Origin of the sequence: Sphingorhabdus arenilitoris (assembly GCF_042651485.1) — a bacterium.
GTDB lineage: Bacteria > Pseudomonadota > Alphaproteobacteria > Sphingomonadales > Sphingomonadaceae > Sphingorhabdus_B > Sphingorhabdus_B arenilitoris.
On record NZ_JBHSDH010000012.1, the window covers coordinates 111,831 to 130,526 of the forward strand.

The following is an 18,696-nucleotide window of genomic DNA, read 5'->3' on the forward strand; positions in this document are numbered from 1 at the left end:
GGGGAAAGTAGATGCGTAAGCTTGCCATAGGTTTGGCTCTTGCTTCCACCGCTCTGGCAACACCAGCAATGGCCCGTGATGGCCAATGGTATGTTGGAGTGGATGGCGGTGCGATGCTGGTAGAAGACACTGCGTTGGACGTAGTGGGAGCTCCAGCTACACTGGAAAATAAAACCGGTTATGATTTCGGCGGAGTTGTTGGTTACGACTTTGGTGGGTTCCGGTTGGAAACAGAAGTCTCATATCGCGAAGCTGATGTCGATACTGTGAGTGGCACCACGGCATTTTTGCCTAATAGTTCCGGGCTTCGCACTGCAGGGTCATTCGCTGTTAACGGAGATTCCAACGCTTTAAGTTTCATGTTGAATGGTCTGTTGGATTTCGGCGATGACGACGGCATCCAAGGCTTCGTTGGCGGCGGTGTAGGTGTGGCACGCGTCGCACAAAACGCGATCAATGACTCTCCTGCTTGGTTGGATGACTCTGACACTGGCTTCGCATGGCAGGCATTGGCAGGCGTTCGCGCTCCAATCAGCAATAGCTGGGACGTTGGCCTGAAATATCGTTTCTTCAATGCTTCCAAATTGGACTATGTTGATCGTCTTGGCGGCGATGTAAGTGGCCGTTTCCGTACGCACAGCTTGATGGGCAGCCTGATTTATAACTTCGGCGGCGAGCCTGTAGCTCCTCCGGTAGATGTTGTGGCACCACCCCCACCGGCACCGCCACCACCACCACCACCACCTCCTCCTCCTCCGCCGAAAGTGACTTGCAGCACTGGCCCCTATATCGTGTTCTTCGATTTCGATAAATCGAACCTGCGTCCTGACGCCGCTCAGGTCCTCGATAACGCGGTTGCACAATATGCCAATTGCGGCAATGCGAAGGTTATGCTGGCTGGACATGCTGACCGTTCGGGTTCCGCAAGCTACAACGTTGGCTTGTCACAACGCCGCAACGCAACCGTTCGTGGTTACCTTGAATCAAAAGGTATCAGCGGCGGGGCGATTACAACTCAGGCATTTGGTGAAACCCAGCCTCGGGTTCAAACTGCGGATGGTGAGCGCGAGCCGCAAAACCGCCGCGTTGAAGTTAGCTACGGCCCAGGTTCGGGAATGTAATTTCTGCAACATACAAAAAGAAAGGGCTGGTCGAAAGACCGGCCCTTTTTTTTGTGATTAAGATTAGCAGCACAGCCTTCATATGGTGGGGCGCATATGTCGAAATAAAAGATACACGCGCTGGCTGGATTCACTGCACATGTGGGCGGCATTTGCCGCGCCCTATATTGCACCAATCATTGCGGGCGGAAATGTAACGATGCAGCGCTTCCCATGTCAGGCGACAGATTTGACTTCGTCTCTATTCCGGCCCGATGCCGCCTCCAACAATCGCTTCTCGATGGCGTTCAAACGGTTTTTATTTTCTATTTTCCCGCCAAATAAATCCGTCACATAAAAAGTGTCTACAGCACGCTCACCGTAGGTTGCGATATGGGCGCTGTGCAATGTTGCTTTTGACTGGAACAGGGCTTGTGCAAGATTATTCAGCAACGCTGGCCTGTCGCGGGCATTTACTTCAAGCACGGTGAATCGGTTGGACGCCTGATTGTCGATATATACCGATGGTTCGATCCGGAATGCTTCGGCGCGCAAGAGGGAACTCGGCTTGCTCTCCAATTTAATCCCCATTTTATTGCGATTGGCAACGGCATCTTCGATGGTTGTTCGCAGCCGCTCAATCTGCCCAGCCTCTCTAAAAGGTCGCCCTTTGGGATCTTGGACCAGAAAATTATCCAAAGCCATGCCATCGCGGCTGGTATGAATCCGCGCATCAATGATATTACCGCCAGCGAGATGTATGGCACCTGCTATCCGGTAAAATAATCCGGGATGATCGGCGGCATATACCGTTATCAATGTTGCACCGCGTTCGGCATAATAACAGGCGTCGATCGTCAGGTCACCGCCCCCATCATTCAATAATAACCGGGCATTGCGCTCAATAATGTCGGGGGATTCGGCGATCCAATAGCTATCCGGCAATCTTTTGGCCAATTTAGCAAATGCCGCAGGCTTCAACTCCAGTGCTTCTTCCAAATTACGCTTTTTCGCGGCAATGCGTTCCTCGCGTCCGCGTTGCTTGTGCCCAAGGCGCAGCACCTCTTCGGCCGATTCAAAAAGATCGGACAATAATTGCCGTTTCCAGCTGTTCCATATACCCGGCCCGACCGCGCGAATGTCAACGACGGTAAGCACGAGCAAAAGCCGGAGCCGTTCCGGCGATTTCACATGATGGGCAAAATCCAATATCGTCTTAAAATCGGCAAGATCACGTTTGAAAGCGGTGGACGACATAAGCAGATGGTTGCGGACCAACCACGCCACCGTTTCCGTTTCAGCCGCTGTTAGGCCGACCCGGGGGCATAATTTTAACGCGACTTCAGCGCCCAATATACTATGATCACCGCCCCGGCCTTTCGCAATATCATGCAGCAATGTCGCCATGAATAACACCCTACGGCTAGCGATTTGCCGCATGATTGCAGTGGACAGCGGATGGTCACCGGCAAGGTCACCCTGTTCAATTTCGGCCAGCAGACCGATGGCGCGTATCGTATGTTCGTCAACCGTATAGTGATGATACATATCAAATTGCATCTGTGCCACGACGCGCCGGAAATCAGGAATAAACCGGCCGAAAACAGTGGACTCATTCATCCAGCGCAGCACCGTTTCAGGATCACGCGTCGATGTCAGCACATCCATGAAAAGACTGTTGGCTCGTTCATCGAGCCTAATTTTTCGGTCGATGTGTTTGCTGTCGCGCTGCGCCGCCCGCATCGCCATGGGGTGAATTTCCAGACCATAACGATCCGCAAGCTGAAATATCTCCAGCATCCGAACGGGGTCTTCTGCAAAAAAATCGTCTGACGGTAATGCGAGCCGCCCCCGGTCCAATTTGAACCCATTTAACTTGCGTGGCCGCCGCACCATCGAAGGCAAAAAGCGGCGACCGGATTTGGCCAAGGTTTCATCCAAATGAGCCAAGAAAAGCCCCGTCAGGTCGCCAACAGTTTTTGCATTCAAAAAATAATATTGCATGAACCGCTCAACCGCTGATTGACCAGGACGGTCGGCAAATTGCATTCGTTCGGCAACCTCTCTTTGCAGGTCAAAGGTCAGCCTATCTTCGGCCCGGCCGGTAATATCATGCATATGGCAGCGCACGGCCCAAAGGAAATTTTCCGCCTTGCGAAACCGCCGATATTCCTTTTTGCTTAGCAAGCCAACGTCGACTAGTGCCGCTGCGGAACGAACCTGGTGCACATATTTCCCAATCCAATAAAGAGTATGCAGATCGCGCAGGCCGCCCTTGCCCTCTTTAATATTGGGTTCGACCACATAGCGGCTATCGCCCATTTTCTTGTGCCGTTCGTCTCGCTCGGCCATTTTTTTACTGACAAAGTCAGCGGCGGTTCTTTTTGCGACTTCATTCCAAAAACGGGCAGCTGCTTCATCATAAATCTCTTTGTCGCCCCACACGAAACGGCTTTCCAGCAGGGCGGTGCGGATGGTGATATCCTCGATAGCTAACTTCACCGTTTCATCGAGAGAACGGCTCGATTGCCCGACTTTCAAGCCTAAATCCCACAAGAAATACAGCATTGCTTCGACGACTTGTTCGGTCCACGGCGTGCGTTTATAGGGCGTTATGAACGCGATATCGACGTCGCTATGCGGTGCCATTTCGCCCCGGCCATATCCGCCAACGGCCAAAACCGAGATCCGCTCAGAGGCGGAGGGGTTGGCAACTTGATATAAATTGCCAGTAACATGGTCGAATATCAGCCGAACAATCTGATCGATCAAAAATGCCTGCTCGGCTGCTGCCTGGTGACCGGCCGATGGAGCTTCGTTAAGACGGCGAGCAATTTCGGTGCGGCCATCGTGGACAGCTTGTGACAGCAATGCGACGATAAGGCCGCGTTGCTTATCAGTTTCTTCGCTGGCAATAATCGCGGTGATCATATCGGCCAGCCGCCTGCGATCGATAATTGCCCGCCTTGCCGACATTGCTTGTTTTGCGTTTTTCATTCCCCTGTCATAAAATAACAGGGGAATAAAAGCAAAGTTTCAGACCGCGCTTTTGACCTTTTCATTATAGGCGTTGCGCAAAGTAACACGGTCAATTTTTTGAGTGCCAAGTCGGGGCAGGGCGTCGGCAGAGGGCCAATAATGCACCGGCACCTTAAACGGGGCCAATCGTTCCAGTAAAAAGGCTTTCAGCTCCTCTGGTGTCAAAGAGGCGCCTTCTTTCACATGATACACGATGCCTGGCACCTCACCATATTTTTCATCTGCGATACCGAAAACGGATAGTTCGGCAATATCCTCATGCTCATACGCCGCCGCCTCAACTTCGGGGCAGCTGATATTCTCACCGCCCCGAATGATGATATCTTTTTTCCGGTCCACAATATATAGATAACCATCTTCGTCGAGATACCCGATATCGCCGGTTCGGAACCAGCCATCTTTGGTGAACGCGGCTTCAGTTGCTTCGGGGTTATTCCAATATCCGCTGAAATTCGCAATCGTGCGGATGCAGACCTCTCCGCGTTCCCCCTGCGGCATGATATTGCCATCATCATCCAACATCTCGATTTCGACCAATGGCTTGGTCGCAGGACCAGTGCTGTCGGGTTTTGCGAGATAATTTTCGGTAAAGTTACCGCAGCCCACGCCGTTTGTCTCGGTCAAACCATATCCCAATAGCGGATAGGCATGGTCCATCTCCTTGCGGATTTTTTTGACATGCTCAACCGGGCGCGGCGCACCGCCTGCGGCAAATGCGGTGCAGCTGGTCAAATCATATTCATGCCGTTTGGGATGGGTGGCGATTTCGATGCTCATCAACGGAACGCCGACGAAATAGCTGATTTTTTCTTTTTCAATCAAGCGCATTGCTTCTTCTGCGTCCCATTTCGGCATCAGCACCAATTTGCGGCCGATGGCATAGCTTTGCAGTACCAATGGCACTGACGCTGTGACATGGAATAATGGGACGTTGACGAGCGCGGACGGCTGCGCCGGCAGCGTAGCGCCGCTGGCGGATAGAAGCTCAAAAAACACCATGGATTGCGATACGTAACTCATCGCGCCTTGAACGACCGCGCGGTGGTCGGAATAGGCGCCCTTTGACTGTCCGGTTGATCCCGACGTGTATAAGATTGTGGCGTTATCCAGCGGGTCCATTTTCGGTAATGGCGTCTCTGCACCGCCGCCTTTGGCCAATAGGATGCTCAGCCCCTCGGCAGGCGGGCAATCATGTTCGAACAGCAATATTTCACATTCGCCAATATCACATCCTGTAAGCCGCGCCGCACGTTGCTCGTCGGCCAGGACATAGCGGCAATCGACCATCGTAATCCCGTCGGCCAGCTCCTGACCCTGCCACCAGCCATTCAGCAGCGTGGACACGCCGCCAGCAAGGATGATCGCCATGTTCAAAATCATCCAATTGGCGGAGTTGCGCGCGGCGATACCGACACGGTCACCTTTTTGCAGGCCATAGCCTTCGACCAAACCGCCCGCCACCAAACGTGCAGCGGCGTAGACCTCGCCAAAAGTCAGGCGGATGGCGCCATCGATCAGAAATTCTTTTTCAGCATGGACGCCGCAAAAATAAGTGTAGAAGTCAGCCAGATTGGCCGGGGCCTGTGTGAACATAGGCATTTTCACGCCATATTTTTCCACATAAGTCACCGAAAGTGGGCCATTATCGGCCATAAACCGCTTTACCGTAGCGTCAATTGCCATATCCAATGGGGTGGGCATGCGAATCTCTCCTTTACTCTTTGTTCCTCTTCTATTTCCCTCTATAGGAATGTCAAAATTATCGGGGATTTATCTTGTTTTTAGAATTTTTGGCGGCGAGTGCGAACTATATTAATTATACCGATTTGGGGATCGGTCCAGTTGCGCTCGACCTCGGGTTCTTCAAATTGCGCTGGTATTCGCTTAGCTATCTGGTGATGATCCTGCTCGGCTATTGGTATTTAACCAAGCTGATCAAGCGGCCCGGAGCCCCGATGTCGCAAGCGTATGCCGATGACCTGATCCTTTATATGACGCTTGGCGTCATATTGGGTGGGCGTTTTGGCTATATCCTTTTTTATGATCGCAGTTTGCTTGCGATCGATAAATTTTACCGCGTGTGGGAAGGCGGAATGTCGCTGCATGGCGGGACATTGGGCGTGCTGTTCGCGCTTTGGATATTTGTGCGTAAGCATAAGTTATCTTATTTGCGGGTATGCGATTACATCGCGGTATGCGTGCCGTTCGGAACATTTCTTGTGCGGCTGGCCAATTTTGCCAATGGTGAGTTGTGGGGGCGGGAAACCGACGTGCCCTGGGCAATGCGTTTTCCCGAAGTCGTTCAGGGTGCAACCCTATTGGGCCCGCCCCGCCACCCGAGCCAGCTGTATGAAGCCATTTTTGAAGGCTTGCTGATGGCGGCGATATTATGGCCCCTCTTTTGGAAAACCGATGCGCGCTATAAGCCGGGTTTCCTGTTTGGTCTGGCCGCCCTGATTTATGGAACCGCGCGCTTCACCATCGAATATTTCCGTCAGCCGGATCAACAATTGCAATGGCTGGTTGATGCTACGGGCTTCAGCATGGGGCAGTTCTTAACTATGCCGATGATCCTGCTTGGACTGTTCCTTGTCGCTACGGCCAATAAACGGCGGCAAAGGGTGGAACCGGTGATGGGAGCAGATAGTGTCGCCTGATCAGAATCACTTGGCGTTGCGGCTGGCGAAACAGATTGAAAATTCCGGCCCGATCAGTGTCGCTGAATATATGCGCGCGGCCAACGCCGAATATTATGACAGGCAAGACCCCATTGGCGCGGCAGGCGATTTCATTACCGCTCCAGAAGTCAGCCAGATTTTTGGAGAGTTAATCGGCCTGTGGCTCGCCGATATATGGTTGCGGCATAATCGCCCCGACAATTGCCATTATGTTGAATTGGGCCCGGGCAGGGGCAGTTTGTCGCAAGATGCGCTGCGTGCCATGGCAAAATTTGAAATGACGCCGCCTGTCCATTTTGTGGAGACCAGCAGCGCGTTAAGGGCGAAGCAAGCCGCTGCCGTGCCGCAAGCGCAATTTTATAATAATGTCGATGACCTGCCCGATGACGGGCCGTTGCTGATCATCGCCAATGAATTTTTCGACGCTCTGCCGGTGCGGCAGCTGGTGGCGACCCACGCGGGCTGGCGCGAACGGGTTGTAGTGCGCGACAGGGGCACAAAATTCATGGCCATGCCCGGTCAATATGCCATGGATAATCTGGTCCCTGCCGATTTTCGGGGTGCACCGCCCAACAGCATTTATGAAACATCGCCCGACAGCAGCGGTATTATGTATGAGCTGACATCCCGTATCCACAAACAGGGGGGCGTCCTGCTGATTATCGATTATGGTTATGCGCAGCCAGGTTTGGGCAGCACATTGCAATCGGTAAAAGATCATAAATTTGCCGATCCTTTTGACGAACCGGGCGAACGGGATTTGACCGCCCATGTCAATTTCCTGGAAATAGCGAATCTCGCCCGGATGCGCGATTTGCAGATTGGCGGGCCAGTTGAGCAGGGAAAATGGCTGTCGGTGCTGGGCATTAATCAGCGCACAGCGACATTGGTCGAAGCTTCGCCGGACAAAGCGGATGAGATTATCGCCGCGCGCAACCGATTGGTGGATGGCGACGAAATGGGCAGCTTGTTCAAAGTGCTGGCCGTCAGTTCCCCCGATTGGCCGCGTCCAGAAGGATTTGATGCCGCGCTGATTTAACGGGTGAGCAGGGTTATTGTTTCAACCATGCAGCGACATCGGAGGCAAGTTGATTGGCGGCTTCATTCAACGCGGTGCCAACGGGAACGGGTTCAATCACGCTAACTGGCCGCCGCACTTCAAATCGCCGTTTTTCAACGGGCTCACCCCGGACTAGCTTGACCGCATCGTATATGATGACCGCATTGCCGCTATTTTCGTCAACGCCAAATTCCATCAAATTGCCCGACAACATCATCTGGGCCTGACCGCCTGCATCGGATTCATTCAGCACCAACCGATCATTTTTCGCGGCAATAGTTTCCATCAGTAATTGCTGCATCAGGCTGGCGGGCTTGTCCGACCACATGGCGTCTTTCAAATAAGCGATGCTGCTGCTGCTCATTTGAACCGGGACCCGGTTGGTATCCAACTTGCGCGGCACAGTTGGTGTCAATATCACCAACGCCTCGCTCTTTACTCCGCCATGGGAGGCGCCAGCAGGCAGGCTGCTGGTGGCGGATAGGACGAGTAACGATGGCGGAGGTTTACTGCCAAAGCTGACACAGCCGCTGAGCAATATTGCGGGGAGTAACGCGCCCAAGGCAGGCATGATTTTCATTGCATTTCGTCCCATATCACTTGCCCTTTTTCGGATCATAATCGGGCAATGCAGGCGTCCCGATCAACGACGATGCGCCGTCCTGCTCCAACTTGTCGCTTATCGATTTCAGCGAGTTGGTCAGTTTTTGCAGGTCGCGGGTCAGCTTGTTGACCTCTGGAATAGTTTGTACTGCGACTTGGTCGAGCACTGGCCCCGATTTATTCGCCACCTGCTCCAATGCGGCGAGGCTTTTATTGGCGGCATTCAATGTACTGCGCAGCTCGGCAAAGGTTGCCTTGCCCTCGCTGTCGATCATACTGCCAGTGGACTGCGCCACCAAAGCGATCTGCTCGGACGCTTGCCCTGCTTTTTGCAGCGTGATCCGCGATTCCTGAATCACTGCGCGCATTTCCGGTGCCTGGCTTGCCAGCGAACCGGAGAGGCCTTCGACATTGTCCAAAATCTGCTGAATGGATTGCTGGTTCTTGTCCGACATAATATTGGTGAGCCGTTCGGTCAGCGTCGATAGGCGTTCGAGCAATAAAGGCGCGCTGTTCAGCAATTCTCCCAGTGCGCCTGGCTTTGTCGGAATCACAGGGACACCGCCGGGGCAGGCCGATTCCGGCTTTACTTTGGGGCAGCTGATGGCAGGAGCTCCTTTCACCGCGCCGTCCAATTGTATTTCCGACACGCCCGTAAAACCCACGCCAGCAATAGTGGCAACGGTGCCCTGCAAAATGGGGACGCTGTCATCGATGCTGATCCGCACCCGGACAAATTCGGGATCATCTTTCCATAATTTGATCTCGGTTATCTGGCCCGATGGGACGCCAGCAAAAGACACACCCGATCCTTTCGCCAATCCATTGACCGATTGTTTGAAGAAAATATCATATTCTTTTTGCGCGCCATCATTGAAGCGGGCGAGCCAGACAGTGAAGCCAACGGCGGCCAATAACAGCGCCAAAGTTACCACGCCGACAAGTATGTAATTGGATCTTGTCTCCATCGCCCCTGTCTAAGCTCCTATCATTATCGGTGCAGCGAATAGCCGCCCAGCGCGAAAAAGCTTAGCGGCGGGCCGGCCCTTTGGCAAAGCTGTTTCTGCAATTAACGTGAATGTTATCATTGCCCAGCCCGTCCCCGGTCTGCCGCACGGCCGCGCGGACCCGAAAAATATTCCTTGATCCACGGATGGTCGCTAGTCAGCAACTCGTCGATTTTGCCAATGGCAATCACGCGCCGGTCGGCCAAAACCGCCACGCGGTCGCAAATGGCGTGAAGCGTATCAAGATCGTGCGTGATCAGGAAAACCGTCAGCCCCAATGTTTCTTTCAAATCACGGGTCAGCTCGTCGAATTTGGCCGCGCCAATCGGATCCAGACCTGCCGTTGGTTCATCCAGAAATAACAGCTCTGGATCCATCGCAAGCGCGCGGGCAAGTCCTGCCCGCTTTTTCATCCCGCCAGACAATTCGGAAGGATATTTTGCCCCGGCTTCGGGAAACAGACCGCTCAAATGCACCTTTGTCCGTGCAATTTCGTCCAATAGATTGGCGCTTAAACCCGGATAAAATTCATGCATTGGCACCTGAATATTTTCGGCGACGGTTAAGGTTGAAAATAGCGCCCCACCTTGAAATAAAACGCCCCATCTGCGCCGGACCTCATCATCGCCGACCGTGTCGCGGTCGAGCAGATTTTCGTCCAAAACATGGATCTCACCAGCATCGGGGCGCTGCAGGCCGATGATCGAGCGCATCAGCACCGATTTACCGGTTCCCGATCCGCCGACCACGCCCAATATCTCGCCGCGCCTTACATCCAGATCGAGATTTTCGTGGATGACTTGCTTGCCAAATTGGTTGCGCAGGCCGCGCACCGAAATAACAATTTCATGGCCTTGTCCGTCGCGCATCAATCCCACCCAATGCCGCTGAAAAATACTGCGAAAAAGGCATCTAGCACGATCACCAAAAATATCGCCTGCACCACAGCGGCGGTCGTTTTCAGACCGACCTGCTCGGCGTTGTTGCCTACCTGCAATCCTTGGAAACAACCGGTCATGGCGATGATGGCGCCAAATACCGGTGCTTTAATCATCCCCACATAGAAATCGGTCATGGGCGTTACTTCACGCAACCGCTGGACAAAAGTGACAGGCGGAATTTCGAGCACTGCCCAACATAACAGCCCGCCTCCGATCACAGCGATGATGCAGCTGTAAAAAGCGAGCAGAGGCATCATTAAAACCGTGGCCAATGTTCGCGGCAATACCAATGCCTCAATCGGGGCGACGCCAATGGTGCGCATCGCGTCAATTTCTTCGGTTATTTTCATGGTACCTATCTGCGCGGCAAAGGCGCTGCCCGACCGGCCGGCGATCATGATAGCGGTCATTAACACGCCAAGTTCCCGAAAGGTCAGCCGCCCGATCAGGTTGATCGTAAATACCTCAGCGCCAAATTGTTTCAGCTGCACCGCACCTTGCTGCGCAATGACGATACCGATCAGGAAACTCATTAACCCTACGATACCCAGCGCCCGGATGCCGACCATTTCAAAATGCTGTGCAATCGCGTTCCACCGTAGGCGTGACGGGTGCAATAAAACGGCAAAAAACGAGATAACCACTTGGCCGATGAACCCCAAAAATTGCGCCATGGTGGAAAGGGCGACGCTCACCGCTTCGCCCAGCTCGTTCAAGATGCGCAGCGGCGGGGATAATGCCCGCGGTTTGGTGGCGGCATCGCTATCGCCGCCGCTTACCCGTTCAATCAGCTTGGTCGCCTCTGCCGAAGCGCCGCTAATCTGCGCTCCATGGTCGCGCGCGGTGCGGTAGACGAGCCATGCGCCAACCGTATCGATACGCTCGACATGCGATAGGTCAATTTGCGTAACCGGACCGGTAAAGGCAGACAGTTTTTTTTCCAGCGCACCGACATGGGCAATAGTCCATATCCCGGTGAAACGAAGCAAATCGCTGTTATCCTGTGCTTTTTCTTCAATAAAATCTGCAGCTCCGCTCATGTCCCCATAATTGACGCAAAAAGTTGATAATCACAAGCCAATAGCGAAATGCCTCTGACGCTTTCTTCCCTGTCATTGCCTGATTTTGGCGCTATATCGGCGCAATGAGCGGGCAACATAGCAAAATAAAAATCGCCATTTATGATATGGACAAAACCATAACGCGGCGCGCAACCTATAATGGCTTTCTGGCGCATATCGCGATGAACCGCGCGCCTTGGCGGTTGCTGTTGCTGCCAATATTGCTCGTTGGTTTGATGCTATATGGCATGAAAATATGGAGCCGAAGCCGGTTAAAAGAATTTTCGCAAAGCCTGCTCATCGGCCGCCGCGTCAAACGGGATGATTTTGCCCGCTATTTGGAAAGCCATGCCGATTTGGTAGTCGGTAAAAATGTCTATCCGCAATTGCGCGCGCAGGTGGAGCAGGAGAAAGCCGGCGGCTATCGCCATGTCATCGCCACTGCGTCATACCGGCTCTATGTCGATGCGATTGCGGCTCGGCTCGGCTTTGACGATGTAATTGCCACCGATTTGGCGAGCGATGATAGCGGCCATGTTCTGGCACGGATTGACGGCCATAATTGTTATGATGCGGCCAAGCTGGACAGGGTGCAGGAATGGATGCGGGCGGAAGGGTTGGAGCGCAGCAATTGCTACATCCGCGCCTATAGCGACCATATATCCGACGCGCCGCTTTTGGCCTATGCGGATGAGGCCTTTGCCACCAACCCTCACCCGCCGCTTGCCCATATGGCCAAGGCGCAGGGGTGGACGATATTGGATTGGCGGTAGTAAGGCCTGACAGGCTTAAACCGCGGCCAATGCCTGTTCAAAATCGGCAATCAGGTCATCCGGGTCCTCAATACCAATTGAAATCCGAACCAGATTGTCGGTAATGCCGAGCATCGCTTTGCGTTCATCAGGGACCGATAAATGCGTCATCGCAGCGGGCAAGCTGGCCAGCGTTTCGGTGCCGCCAAGGCTCACCGCCAATTTGGCAATTTTCATATTGTCGAGGAAACGAAAAGCTTCGGCCTCTCCGCCTTTGATGAAAACGGAAAAGGTGGAACCAGCGCCGCTGCAATGGCGGTCATAAATATCCTGTTGCCGTGGGTCGTCGATCATGCCCAGATAGCCCAGCTTTTCGACTTTAGGATGCGTTTTCAGGAAAGCACAGACCTTCGCCGCATTTTCGCCCGCCCGTGCCATGCGCAATTCGAGTGTTTCAAGGCTACGGCACAGCATCCACGCGGTGTTGGGATCGCATATCCCGCCCATGGTGTTGCGTAAGGCGCGCACCGGGTCCATCCATTTTTTGGCGCCTGCAATGCTACCTGCGACCAAATCGCTATGGCCGCCTGCATATTTGGTCAAGCTGTAGACGACTATGTCCGCGCCATGGTCCAATGGCCGCTGCCATAATGGGCCCAAAAAGGTATTGTCTATGGCGATGGGCGGGGCACTGTCCGCACCTTTACCAAAGGCGGCATCGCGGGCATCGCGCACCGCCTCTATATCCACCAGCGCATTGGTCGGGTTGGCCGGGCTTTCCAGATAGACCATCGCGACCTTACCCCCCTGCTTTTCGGCGAGCGCTTTGGCCTTTTCCAATATGGTATCAATTTCGCCGCGCGATGCGCCCGCGGGGAAATCGAGATAGCTGACGTTGAATTTGCTCAGCGTTTTGGCAACAAAACCTTCGCTTGCGGCATACAGCGGTCCGCTATGCACAATCACATCACCGGCCGCGCAATAAGCCAGCATCATCACGCAAATCGCGGTCATGCCGCTGGAAAATACCAGCGCGTCTTCGGCCCCGTCCCACACCGACAGCCGGTCTTCCAAAATCTCTTGGTTTGGCGCGTTGAAGCGGGAATAGACAAGGCCATCTGCGCCGCCGGGGCGTTTGCCCGTTATCCCCTCAAAATGGCGCTTGCCGGCTGCCGAATTTTCGAAAACAAAAGTAGAGGTGAGAAAAATCGGTGCCTTAATCGACCCTTCGGATAGCACCGGATCAAAGCCATGGCCCATCATCAAAGTGGACGGTTTCAACTTGCGCCCGCCAATGGTTTCAATCGGCGCTTTGGGTGTTCGGCGCGGGGTCATGCTGTCATCGGTCATTGGGCTGTCTTTCCTCACATTGGCATTGCCGACGCTATAACATAATTCGTTTCAATTGAAACTAAATTACGTTCCGGCCACGATCCAGCAGATTGCAATCAATATCGGCACTCCGGCGAGATCAAGCAAAAATCCCGCCTTTAGCATTCGGGGCAAAGCGATGTGGCCGCTGGCCCAGGCAATCGCATTGGGGCCGGTGCCCGATGGCAGCATAAAGCCCCAGCTTGCGGCCATGGACGCGGCCATTGCCAGCATCCACGGGTCCGCTCCCGTTGCCGCCGCCAGCCCGGCAATGACCGGTATAACGCCGCTGGCCGTGGCGACATTGCTGGCAAATTCGGTGATGACGATAACCAGCGCCACGACGCAAGCCGCAATGATCAGCGGGTGGACCGCCGACAAGGGCTCCAACGCCTCACCCAGCCACGCGGCCAGCCCGCTTTGGGTAATGCCCGCCGCCAGAGCCAGTCCGCCGCCAAACATCATGATGACCCCCCATGGCGCGCGGTCAGCCTCTTTCCAAACCAGCAAGGGCCGGCCAGAGCCATCGGGGATGGTGAAGAGTAACAGGCTGCCCAATATCGCAATGCTGCCATCGGTCACCGATTTTTCGGGCATGATGTCTTTCAGCCAAGGCTGCATTATCCAAAGCAGAACCACCAACGCGATGACGGGCACGAGCCGTTTTTCCGCCATGCTCCATGGGCCAGGAGTGCCAATCGCCTCACGCGCGGCTGCGGCGCGGAACGGGATGGCGGCCATTTTCTGCACCCGCATCAGGATGAGGCCGCAAACAGGTATGGACAACAAAACCACCGGCAAGCCGAATGCCATCCAGCTGAGGAAATTAATCTCTATGCCCAATTGTTTGTTAATCAGGCCTGCGGCAATCGCATTGGTCGGCGATCCCACCAATGTGCCCAGCCCGCCAATGCTCGCGGCAAAGGCGATGCCCATCATCAACGCGCCTGCCATGCCATCGGTTTCCCCATCCTTCACGCCGCCCGCCGCCAATACCGCCAGCGCGATCGGCACCATAATGAGCGCAGTGGAGGTGTTGGAAATCAGCATGGACAGCAGCGCGGTAGCGATCATGAAGGCAAAAAGCAGTCCAGCCGCGCCATTGCCCGCTCGTTTCAATATGGCGAGCGCGACGCGCCGGTGGAGGCCGGTTCGTTCAATGGCCAGCGCAATGAATGCCCCGCCCAGGATCAGGAATAATATCGGCGAATAATATTCCTTGGCAGTATCCGATGCGCTCATCACCCCCATGGCGGGCAAGGCAAGGAAGGGCAGCAGCGCCGTGACGGTCAGCGGTAATGCTTGCGTCATCCAAAATACCGCCATCAATAGGACGAGCGCTGCGACCTGCCATGCCTGCGTTGTCATTCCCCCCGGAGCAGGGAGCATCAGCATGGCGGCGAACAGGATCAATCCTGCCCAAAAACCGATGCGCTCTGCCGTCACTGCTGGGTCAGCCCGATGAGCGAGATTTGGCGGCCATAATCACTCTCTGCCTTGTGACAGGTCCGACGGTAGCTGAAAAAGCGGTCCGGCTGGCTATAGGTATCTTCGCCCATACATTCGATTTTGCGGATACCAGCGGCGGCAAGGCGGGCGGCGACATAGCCTTCTATATCAAATTGATAATGCCCAGCTTTGCCGCCGATAAAAAAATGATCGTTGGCAGGGTCAGCCTCAATAAAGCGTTCAAAAAAGCCTTCATCCACTTCATAGCTTTTTTGCGCGATGCATGGGCCAATGGCGCAGGCAATATTTTCCCGGCTGGCCCCCAATTTGACCATCGCTTTCACCGTTTCGTCCATGATGCCGGTGATCGATCCTTTCCATCCGCTATGCGCCGCGCCGATTACTCGCGCTTGTTCATCGGCAAATAGGATGGGGACGCAATCGGCGGTCAATATCCCGAGCAATATACCCGGCGTCGCGGTCACCATCGCGTCGGCCTCTGGCCGGTCATCGCCAAATGGCCGGTCCACGGTGATGACTTTATTCGAATGAATTTGATGAACAGTGTTCAGCGCCGCTCCGGACAGTACCGCATTTGCGGCCCGAACACGGTTTTCATCAATCGCCGCGCGGTTATCGGCGGAACCCAGCCCGACATTCAACCCGGCATAGATGCCAGCCGATACGCCGCCGCTACGCCCCAAAAATCCATGTGCGACCGCGCTCAGCGCCGATGATGTCAATTTTTCAATAGCTCCCATGGCGATGTCATTGCAATTACGCCCGGCATTTGCAATGCCCAAGCGGATATGGATAATCATCTTCTTATATTTGGCATGGGCTACAGCGCATCGCACTTGGCGACCAAATTGCGTGCGCAAGGCTGGCGGGTTACCGGCACGCGGCGGACGGCCGACGGCGATAACATTGCCTTTGACGATGATGCTGCGGTTCGGTCGGCAATCGCCAGCGCCAGTCACATTTTGTCATCCGTCCCGCCGGAACGAAACGGCGATGATCCCGTGCTCGCCCGCTATGGCGACGCAATCCGCAGCGCTGGCGCGTCTTGGCTTGGCTATTTGTCATCTACCGGTGTTTATGGCGATGCGGGCGGTGCATGGGTGGATGAAAGCGCCGCCGTGCAGGGCCGCCGCGCCGGGCGCAATGCCGCTGACCTTGCTTGGCAGGCGCTAGATAGCCGTTTGCGCATATTCCGGCTGCCCGGTATTTACGGTCCCGGGCGCAGCGCAATTGAACGCGTGGCCGAGGGCAAGGCGCACCGGATCGACTTGCCCGAACAGATATTCAGCCGCATTCATGTCGAGGATATAGCGGGCGGAGTTATTGCATCATTTAACGGACCATCTGGTGTCTATAACCTCTCCGACGATTTACCCTGCGGGCAAAATGCGGTCATTGAATATGCCGCCATGCTATTGGGACAGGAACCGCCGCCGATGCAGTCGCTGGACGAGGCGCAGCTATCGCCGATGGCACTCGCCTTTTATGCCGAAAACCGGCGCGTCGCCAATAGGAGGGCAAAGCGGTTATTGGGTTGGCGGCTGGCCTATCCCAATTACTGTGATGGTTTGCGTGCCTGCATGGAAATCAGCAGGCCCGCCATGGCCAGCACCGCTCCTGCAGCGGCCAGCGCCGACCAGACATAGCCTTCGAATAAAGTCGATAGCAGCATCGCCACCACGGGAATAAACACGCTGGTGTAGGCGGCTTTGCCAGGGCCAATATCGCGGATCAGGCCAAAATATAGCGGGAATGTCACAACCGATCCAATGAGGCCGAGATAGACAATACCGCCCAGATAAGCCGCGCGGGTTTCGATCACCGGCGCGCCAACGGTTATCAAGGACCAGATTGCATTGCCGATCACGCCATAGAGCATGGCCCAGGCCAGCACCGCGATGATCGGAAAGCGCGTCATCCGGTCCGATGCCTGCAACACGTTGGAAACCGAAGCGCACATAACCGCGATCAGGGTCAGCCCCGTACCGATCAGCACCTCCACCGGGTTCATGTCGGCGAAGCGATATTCGCGCAGAACGAGGAGGCCAACGCCAACGCTGGCAATGATCGCGCCGATCCAAAATTGCCGGGTCACCGCGCGGCCCAGCCAATATTTACCGAGCAGCGCATTGGGCACAATCAGCAAGGCAAACAGCACCGCGACCAGCCCAGAGGTGATATGATGTTCGGCGGCATAGACGAAATTGAAATTCATCGCGAATTGCACGACGCCGATCAGCATCGCCCAAAGCTGCCCCCGCCGGTCGAGCCGCAAGGGAATGCGCATACAAGCAGCCAATATAAACATACCTGCCGCCGCGATGATGAAGCGGTAGGTGACCGACCAGCTAGCCGGAACCGCGCTAATCTGATCTCTGATCACCAGCCATGTCGATCCCCAGATGAGCGACACGAGCAAAAAGGGCAGCAGGATTTTGGGATGGAGCAGGCCGTAATCGGTATGCTCGGCCTTTACCGGCTCTTTCGGCGTTATTGGCTGTTCTGCCGCTATTTCGGCGGCGGCTTCGGTGATGACGGGGTGGTTCATAGCGCCGCAATCGCATCGGCCAGCGGCTGCACATCGGAGGCATCATGGTGCCAGCTCGTCACAAACCGCGCGCCGCCTTCGCCCCAATCATAAAAATCAAAACCCGCATGGCGCAGCTTGGCCGCTTCATTTGCGGTAAGGCGCAAAAATATCTCATTTGCTTGCACTGGATGGAGCAGGCGGCTGCTTGCGGCCTTCGCTATGATTGCCGCCGCATCATTGGCGGCGCGGGCATTTTTGAGCCATAAGTCACCGTCAATCATCGCCAGCAGCTGCGCCGCCATAAACCGTCCCTTGCTGCATAAATGCCCGGCCTGTTTACGCTGATAGGTCGCCATATCTGCCATCTCATCGTTGAAGAATATCAATGCTTCGGCGCTCATTCCGCCATTTTTGACAAATCCGAAACTCAGCGCATCAACCCCGGCGCGCCATGTCATATCGGCGGGCGAGCAAGTCGATGACGCCATGGCATTGGCAAAACGAGCTCCGTCCATATGGAATTTCAAGCCCTTCTCGCGGGCCAACTGCCCCAATGCCGGAACTTCGTTAGCGCGATAGACCAATCCATATTCGGTGGCATTGGTGATCGACAGCGCGCCAGCCTGCACCTGATGCACATCCGCGCGGATGGAGGACAGCTTTGCCGATATCGCATCGCAAGTCAGCTTTGCGCCTTCACCTTTAGTCAGCAGCAATTTTGCGCCGCCCGTATAAAATCCGGGCGCCCCCGCCTCATCCATTTCGATATGCGCTTCTTCATGGCAAATAACGCCTTGATAGGGCCGGACCATCGCCGATAGCGCAATGCAATTTGCGGCCGTTCCAGTGGCGATTGATAAACAGCGGACAGGGCGTTCAAATATTTCGGAAAAGGCCAAGTTTAGCTGCGCGCTCCAACGATCACCATCATAGGCGCTGTCGACGCTATTTGCGGCCATGACCGCGTCCATCACCTTGGGGTGAACCAAAGCTGCATTATCGGAGAAAAATCGCATCGCACTGCATTGCCGCTGACCCGTTACCGCGTCAATCGGAATTAAGCAGTGACAAAGATGGCGCGGGG

General features: G+C 54.8%; 16 protein-coding genes. 5 read left to right on the forward strand and 11 right to left on the reverse strand.

The annotated features are described in order from the left end of the window. Positions 1-11 precede the first annotated feature (11 nt). Entirely contained in the window at positions 12-1,121 is a 1,110-nt protein-coding gene (locus ACFOWX_RS03690) for an OmpA family protein (protein ID WP_381421420.1), read from the forward strand. A gap of 216 nt (positions 1,122-1,337) precedes the next feature. Here the strand turns inward: ACFOWX_RS03690 and ACFOWX_RS03695 are convergent, their stop codons facing one another. Continuing rightward, a complete protein-coding gene (locus ACFOWX_RS03695) occupies positions 1,338-4,097 on the reverse strand; it encodes a [protein-PII] uridylyltransferase (protein WP_381421422.1) in 2,760 nt (919 codons plus the stop codon). Between the two features lie 39 nt (positions 4,098-4,136). Beyond that, positions 4,137-5,840 (reverse strand): class I adenylate-forming enzyme family protein, encoded by a 1,704-nt coding sequence (locus ACFOWX_RS03700; protein WP_381421424.1) that lies wholly within the window; start codon positions 5,838-5,840, stop codon positions 4,137-4,139. A 74-nt stretch (positions 5,841-5,914) separates the two neighbouring features. On the opposite strand from ACFOWX_RS03700, the gene lgt reads away from it, so the two are divergent. Together lgt and ACFOWX_RS03710 are read left to right on the forward strand one after the other, a co-directional pair. Continuing rightward, positions 5,915-6,796 (forward strand): prolipoprotein diacylglyceryl transferase, encoded by an 882-nt coding sequence (gene lgt, locus ACFOWX_RS03705; protein ID WP_381421426.1) that lies wholly within the window; start codon positions 5,915-5,917, stop codon positions 6,794-6,796. Beyond that, a complete protein-coding gene (locus tag ACFOWX_RS03710; protein WP_381421428.1) occupies positions 6,786-7,856 on the forward strand; it encodes a class I SAM-dependent methyltransferase in 1,071 nt (356 codons plus the stop codon). The genes lgt and ACFOWX_RS03710 overlap by 11 nt, the downstream gene beginning before the upstream one ends. Before the next feature lie 13 nt (positions 7,857-7,869). Here the strand turns inward: ACFOWX_RS03710 and ACFOWX_RS03715 are convergent, their stop codons facing one another. From ACFOWX_RS03715 to ACFOWX_RS03730, 4 genes are all read right to left on the reverse strand, one after another. Further along, positions 7,870-8,457: an ABC-type transport auxiliary lipoprotein family protein gene (locus tag ACFOWX_RS03715; RefSeq protein ID WP_381421430.1), complete on the reverse strand. Its 588-nt coding sequence runs from the start codon at positions 8,455-8,457 to the stop codon at positions 7,870-7,872. Between the two features lie 16 nt (positions 8,458-8,473). Beyond that, positions 8,474-9,448 (reverse strand): MlaD family protein, encoded by a 975-nt coding sequence (locus ACFOWX_RS03720; RefSeq protein ID WP_381421432.1) that lies wholly within the window; start codon positions 9,446-9,448, stop codon positions 8,474-8,476. 116 nt (positions 9,449-9,564) lie between these two features. Beyond that, on the reverse strand, positions 9,565-10,356 hold the full coding sequence (locus ACFOWX_RS03725; RefSeq protein ID WP_381421434.1) for an ABC transporter ATP-binding protein: 792 nt from the start codon (positions 10,354-10,356) through the stop codon (positions 9,565-9,567). Next, positions 10,356-11,468, reverse strand: a complete 1,113-nt coding sequence (locus tag ACFOWX_RS03730) for an ABC transporter permease (RefSeq protein WP_381421436.1) — start codon at positions 11,466-11,468, stop codon at positions 10,356-10,358. The genes ACFOWX_RS03725 and ACFOWX_RS03730 overlap by 1 nt, the downstream gene beginning before the upstream one ends. 104 nt (positions 11,469-11,572) lie before the next feature. Here ACFOWX_RS03730 and ACFOWX_RS03735 point away from each other — a divergent pair, with 104 nt between their 5' ends. After that, entirely contained in the window at positions 11,573-12,262 is a 690-nt protein-coding gene (locus ACFOWX_RS03735) for an HAD family hydrolase (RefSeq protein WP_381421438.1), read from the forward strand. A 15-nt stretch (positions 12,263-12,277) separates the two neighbouring features. On the opposite strand, the gene ACFOWX_RS03740 is transcribed toward ACFOWX_RS03735, so the two are convergent. The 3 genes from ACFOWX_RS03740 to pgeF form a co-directional block, all read right to left on the reverse strand. Beyond that, positions 12,278-13,591 (reverse strand): cystathionine gamma-synthase family protein, encoded by a 1,314-nt coding sequence (locus tag ACFOWX_RS03740; protein WP_381421440.1) that lies wholly within the window; start codon positions 13,589-13,591, stop codon positions 12,278-12,280. A gap of 66 nt (positions 13,592-13,657) precedes the next feature. Then, on the reverse strand, positions 13,658-15,058 hold the full coding sequence (locus ACFOWX_RS03745; RefSeq protein ID WP_381421442.1) for an SLC13 family permease: 1,401 nt from the start codon (positions 15,056-15,058) through the stop codon (positions 13,658-13,660). Next, positions 15,055-15,822 (reverse strand): peptidoglycan editing factor PgeF, encoded by a 768-nt coding sequence (gene pgeF, locus ACFOWX_RS03750; RefSeq protein WP_381421586.1) that lies wholly within the window; start codon positions 15,820-15,822, stop codon positions 15,055-15,057. Before pgeF ends, ACFOWX_RS03745 begins: the two co-directional genes overlap by 4 nt. A gap of 48 nt (positions 15,823-15,870) precedes the next feature. On the opposite strand from pgeF, the gene ACFOWX_RS03755 reads away from it, so the two are divergent. Continuing rightward, positions 15,871-16,728 (forward strand): SDR family oxidoreductase, encoded by an 858-nt coding sequence (locus ACFOWX_RS03755; protein ID WP_381421444.1) that lies wholly within the window; start codon positions 15,871-15,873, stop codon positions 16,726-16,728. Here ACFOWX_RS03755 and ACFOWX_RS03760 read toward each other — a convergent pair. Beyond that, positions 16,638-17,630 (reverse strand): DMT family transporter, encoded by a 993-nt coding sequence (locus tag ACFOWX_RS03760; protein ID WP_381421446.1) that lies wholly within the window; start codon positions 17,628-17,630, stop codon positions 16,638-16,640. The genes ACFOWX_RS03755 and ACFOWX_RS03760 overlap by 91 nt on opposite strands. Further along, positions 17,627-18,628, reverse strand: coding sequence for a threonine aldolase family protein (locus tag ACFOWX_RS03765; protein ID WP_381421448.1), 1,002 nt, complete (start codon positions 18,626-18,628; stop codon positions 17,627-17,629). Before ACFOWX_RS03765 ends, ACFOWX_RS03760 begins: the two co-directional genes overlap by 4 nt. Positions 18,629-18,696: the final 68 nt, after the last annotated feature.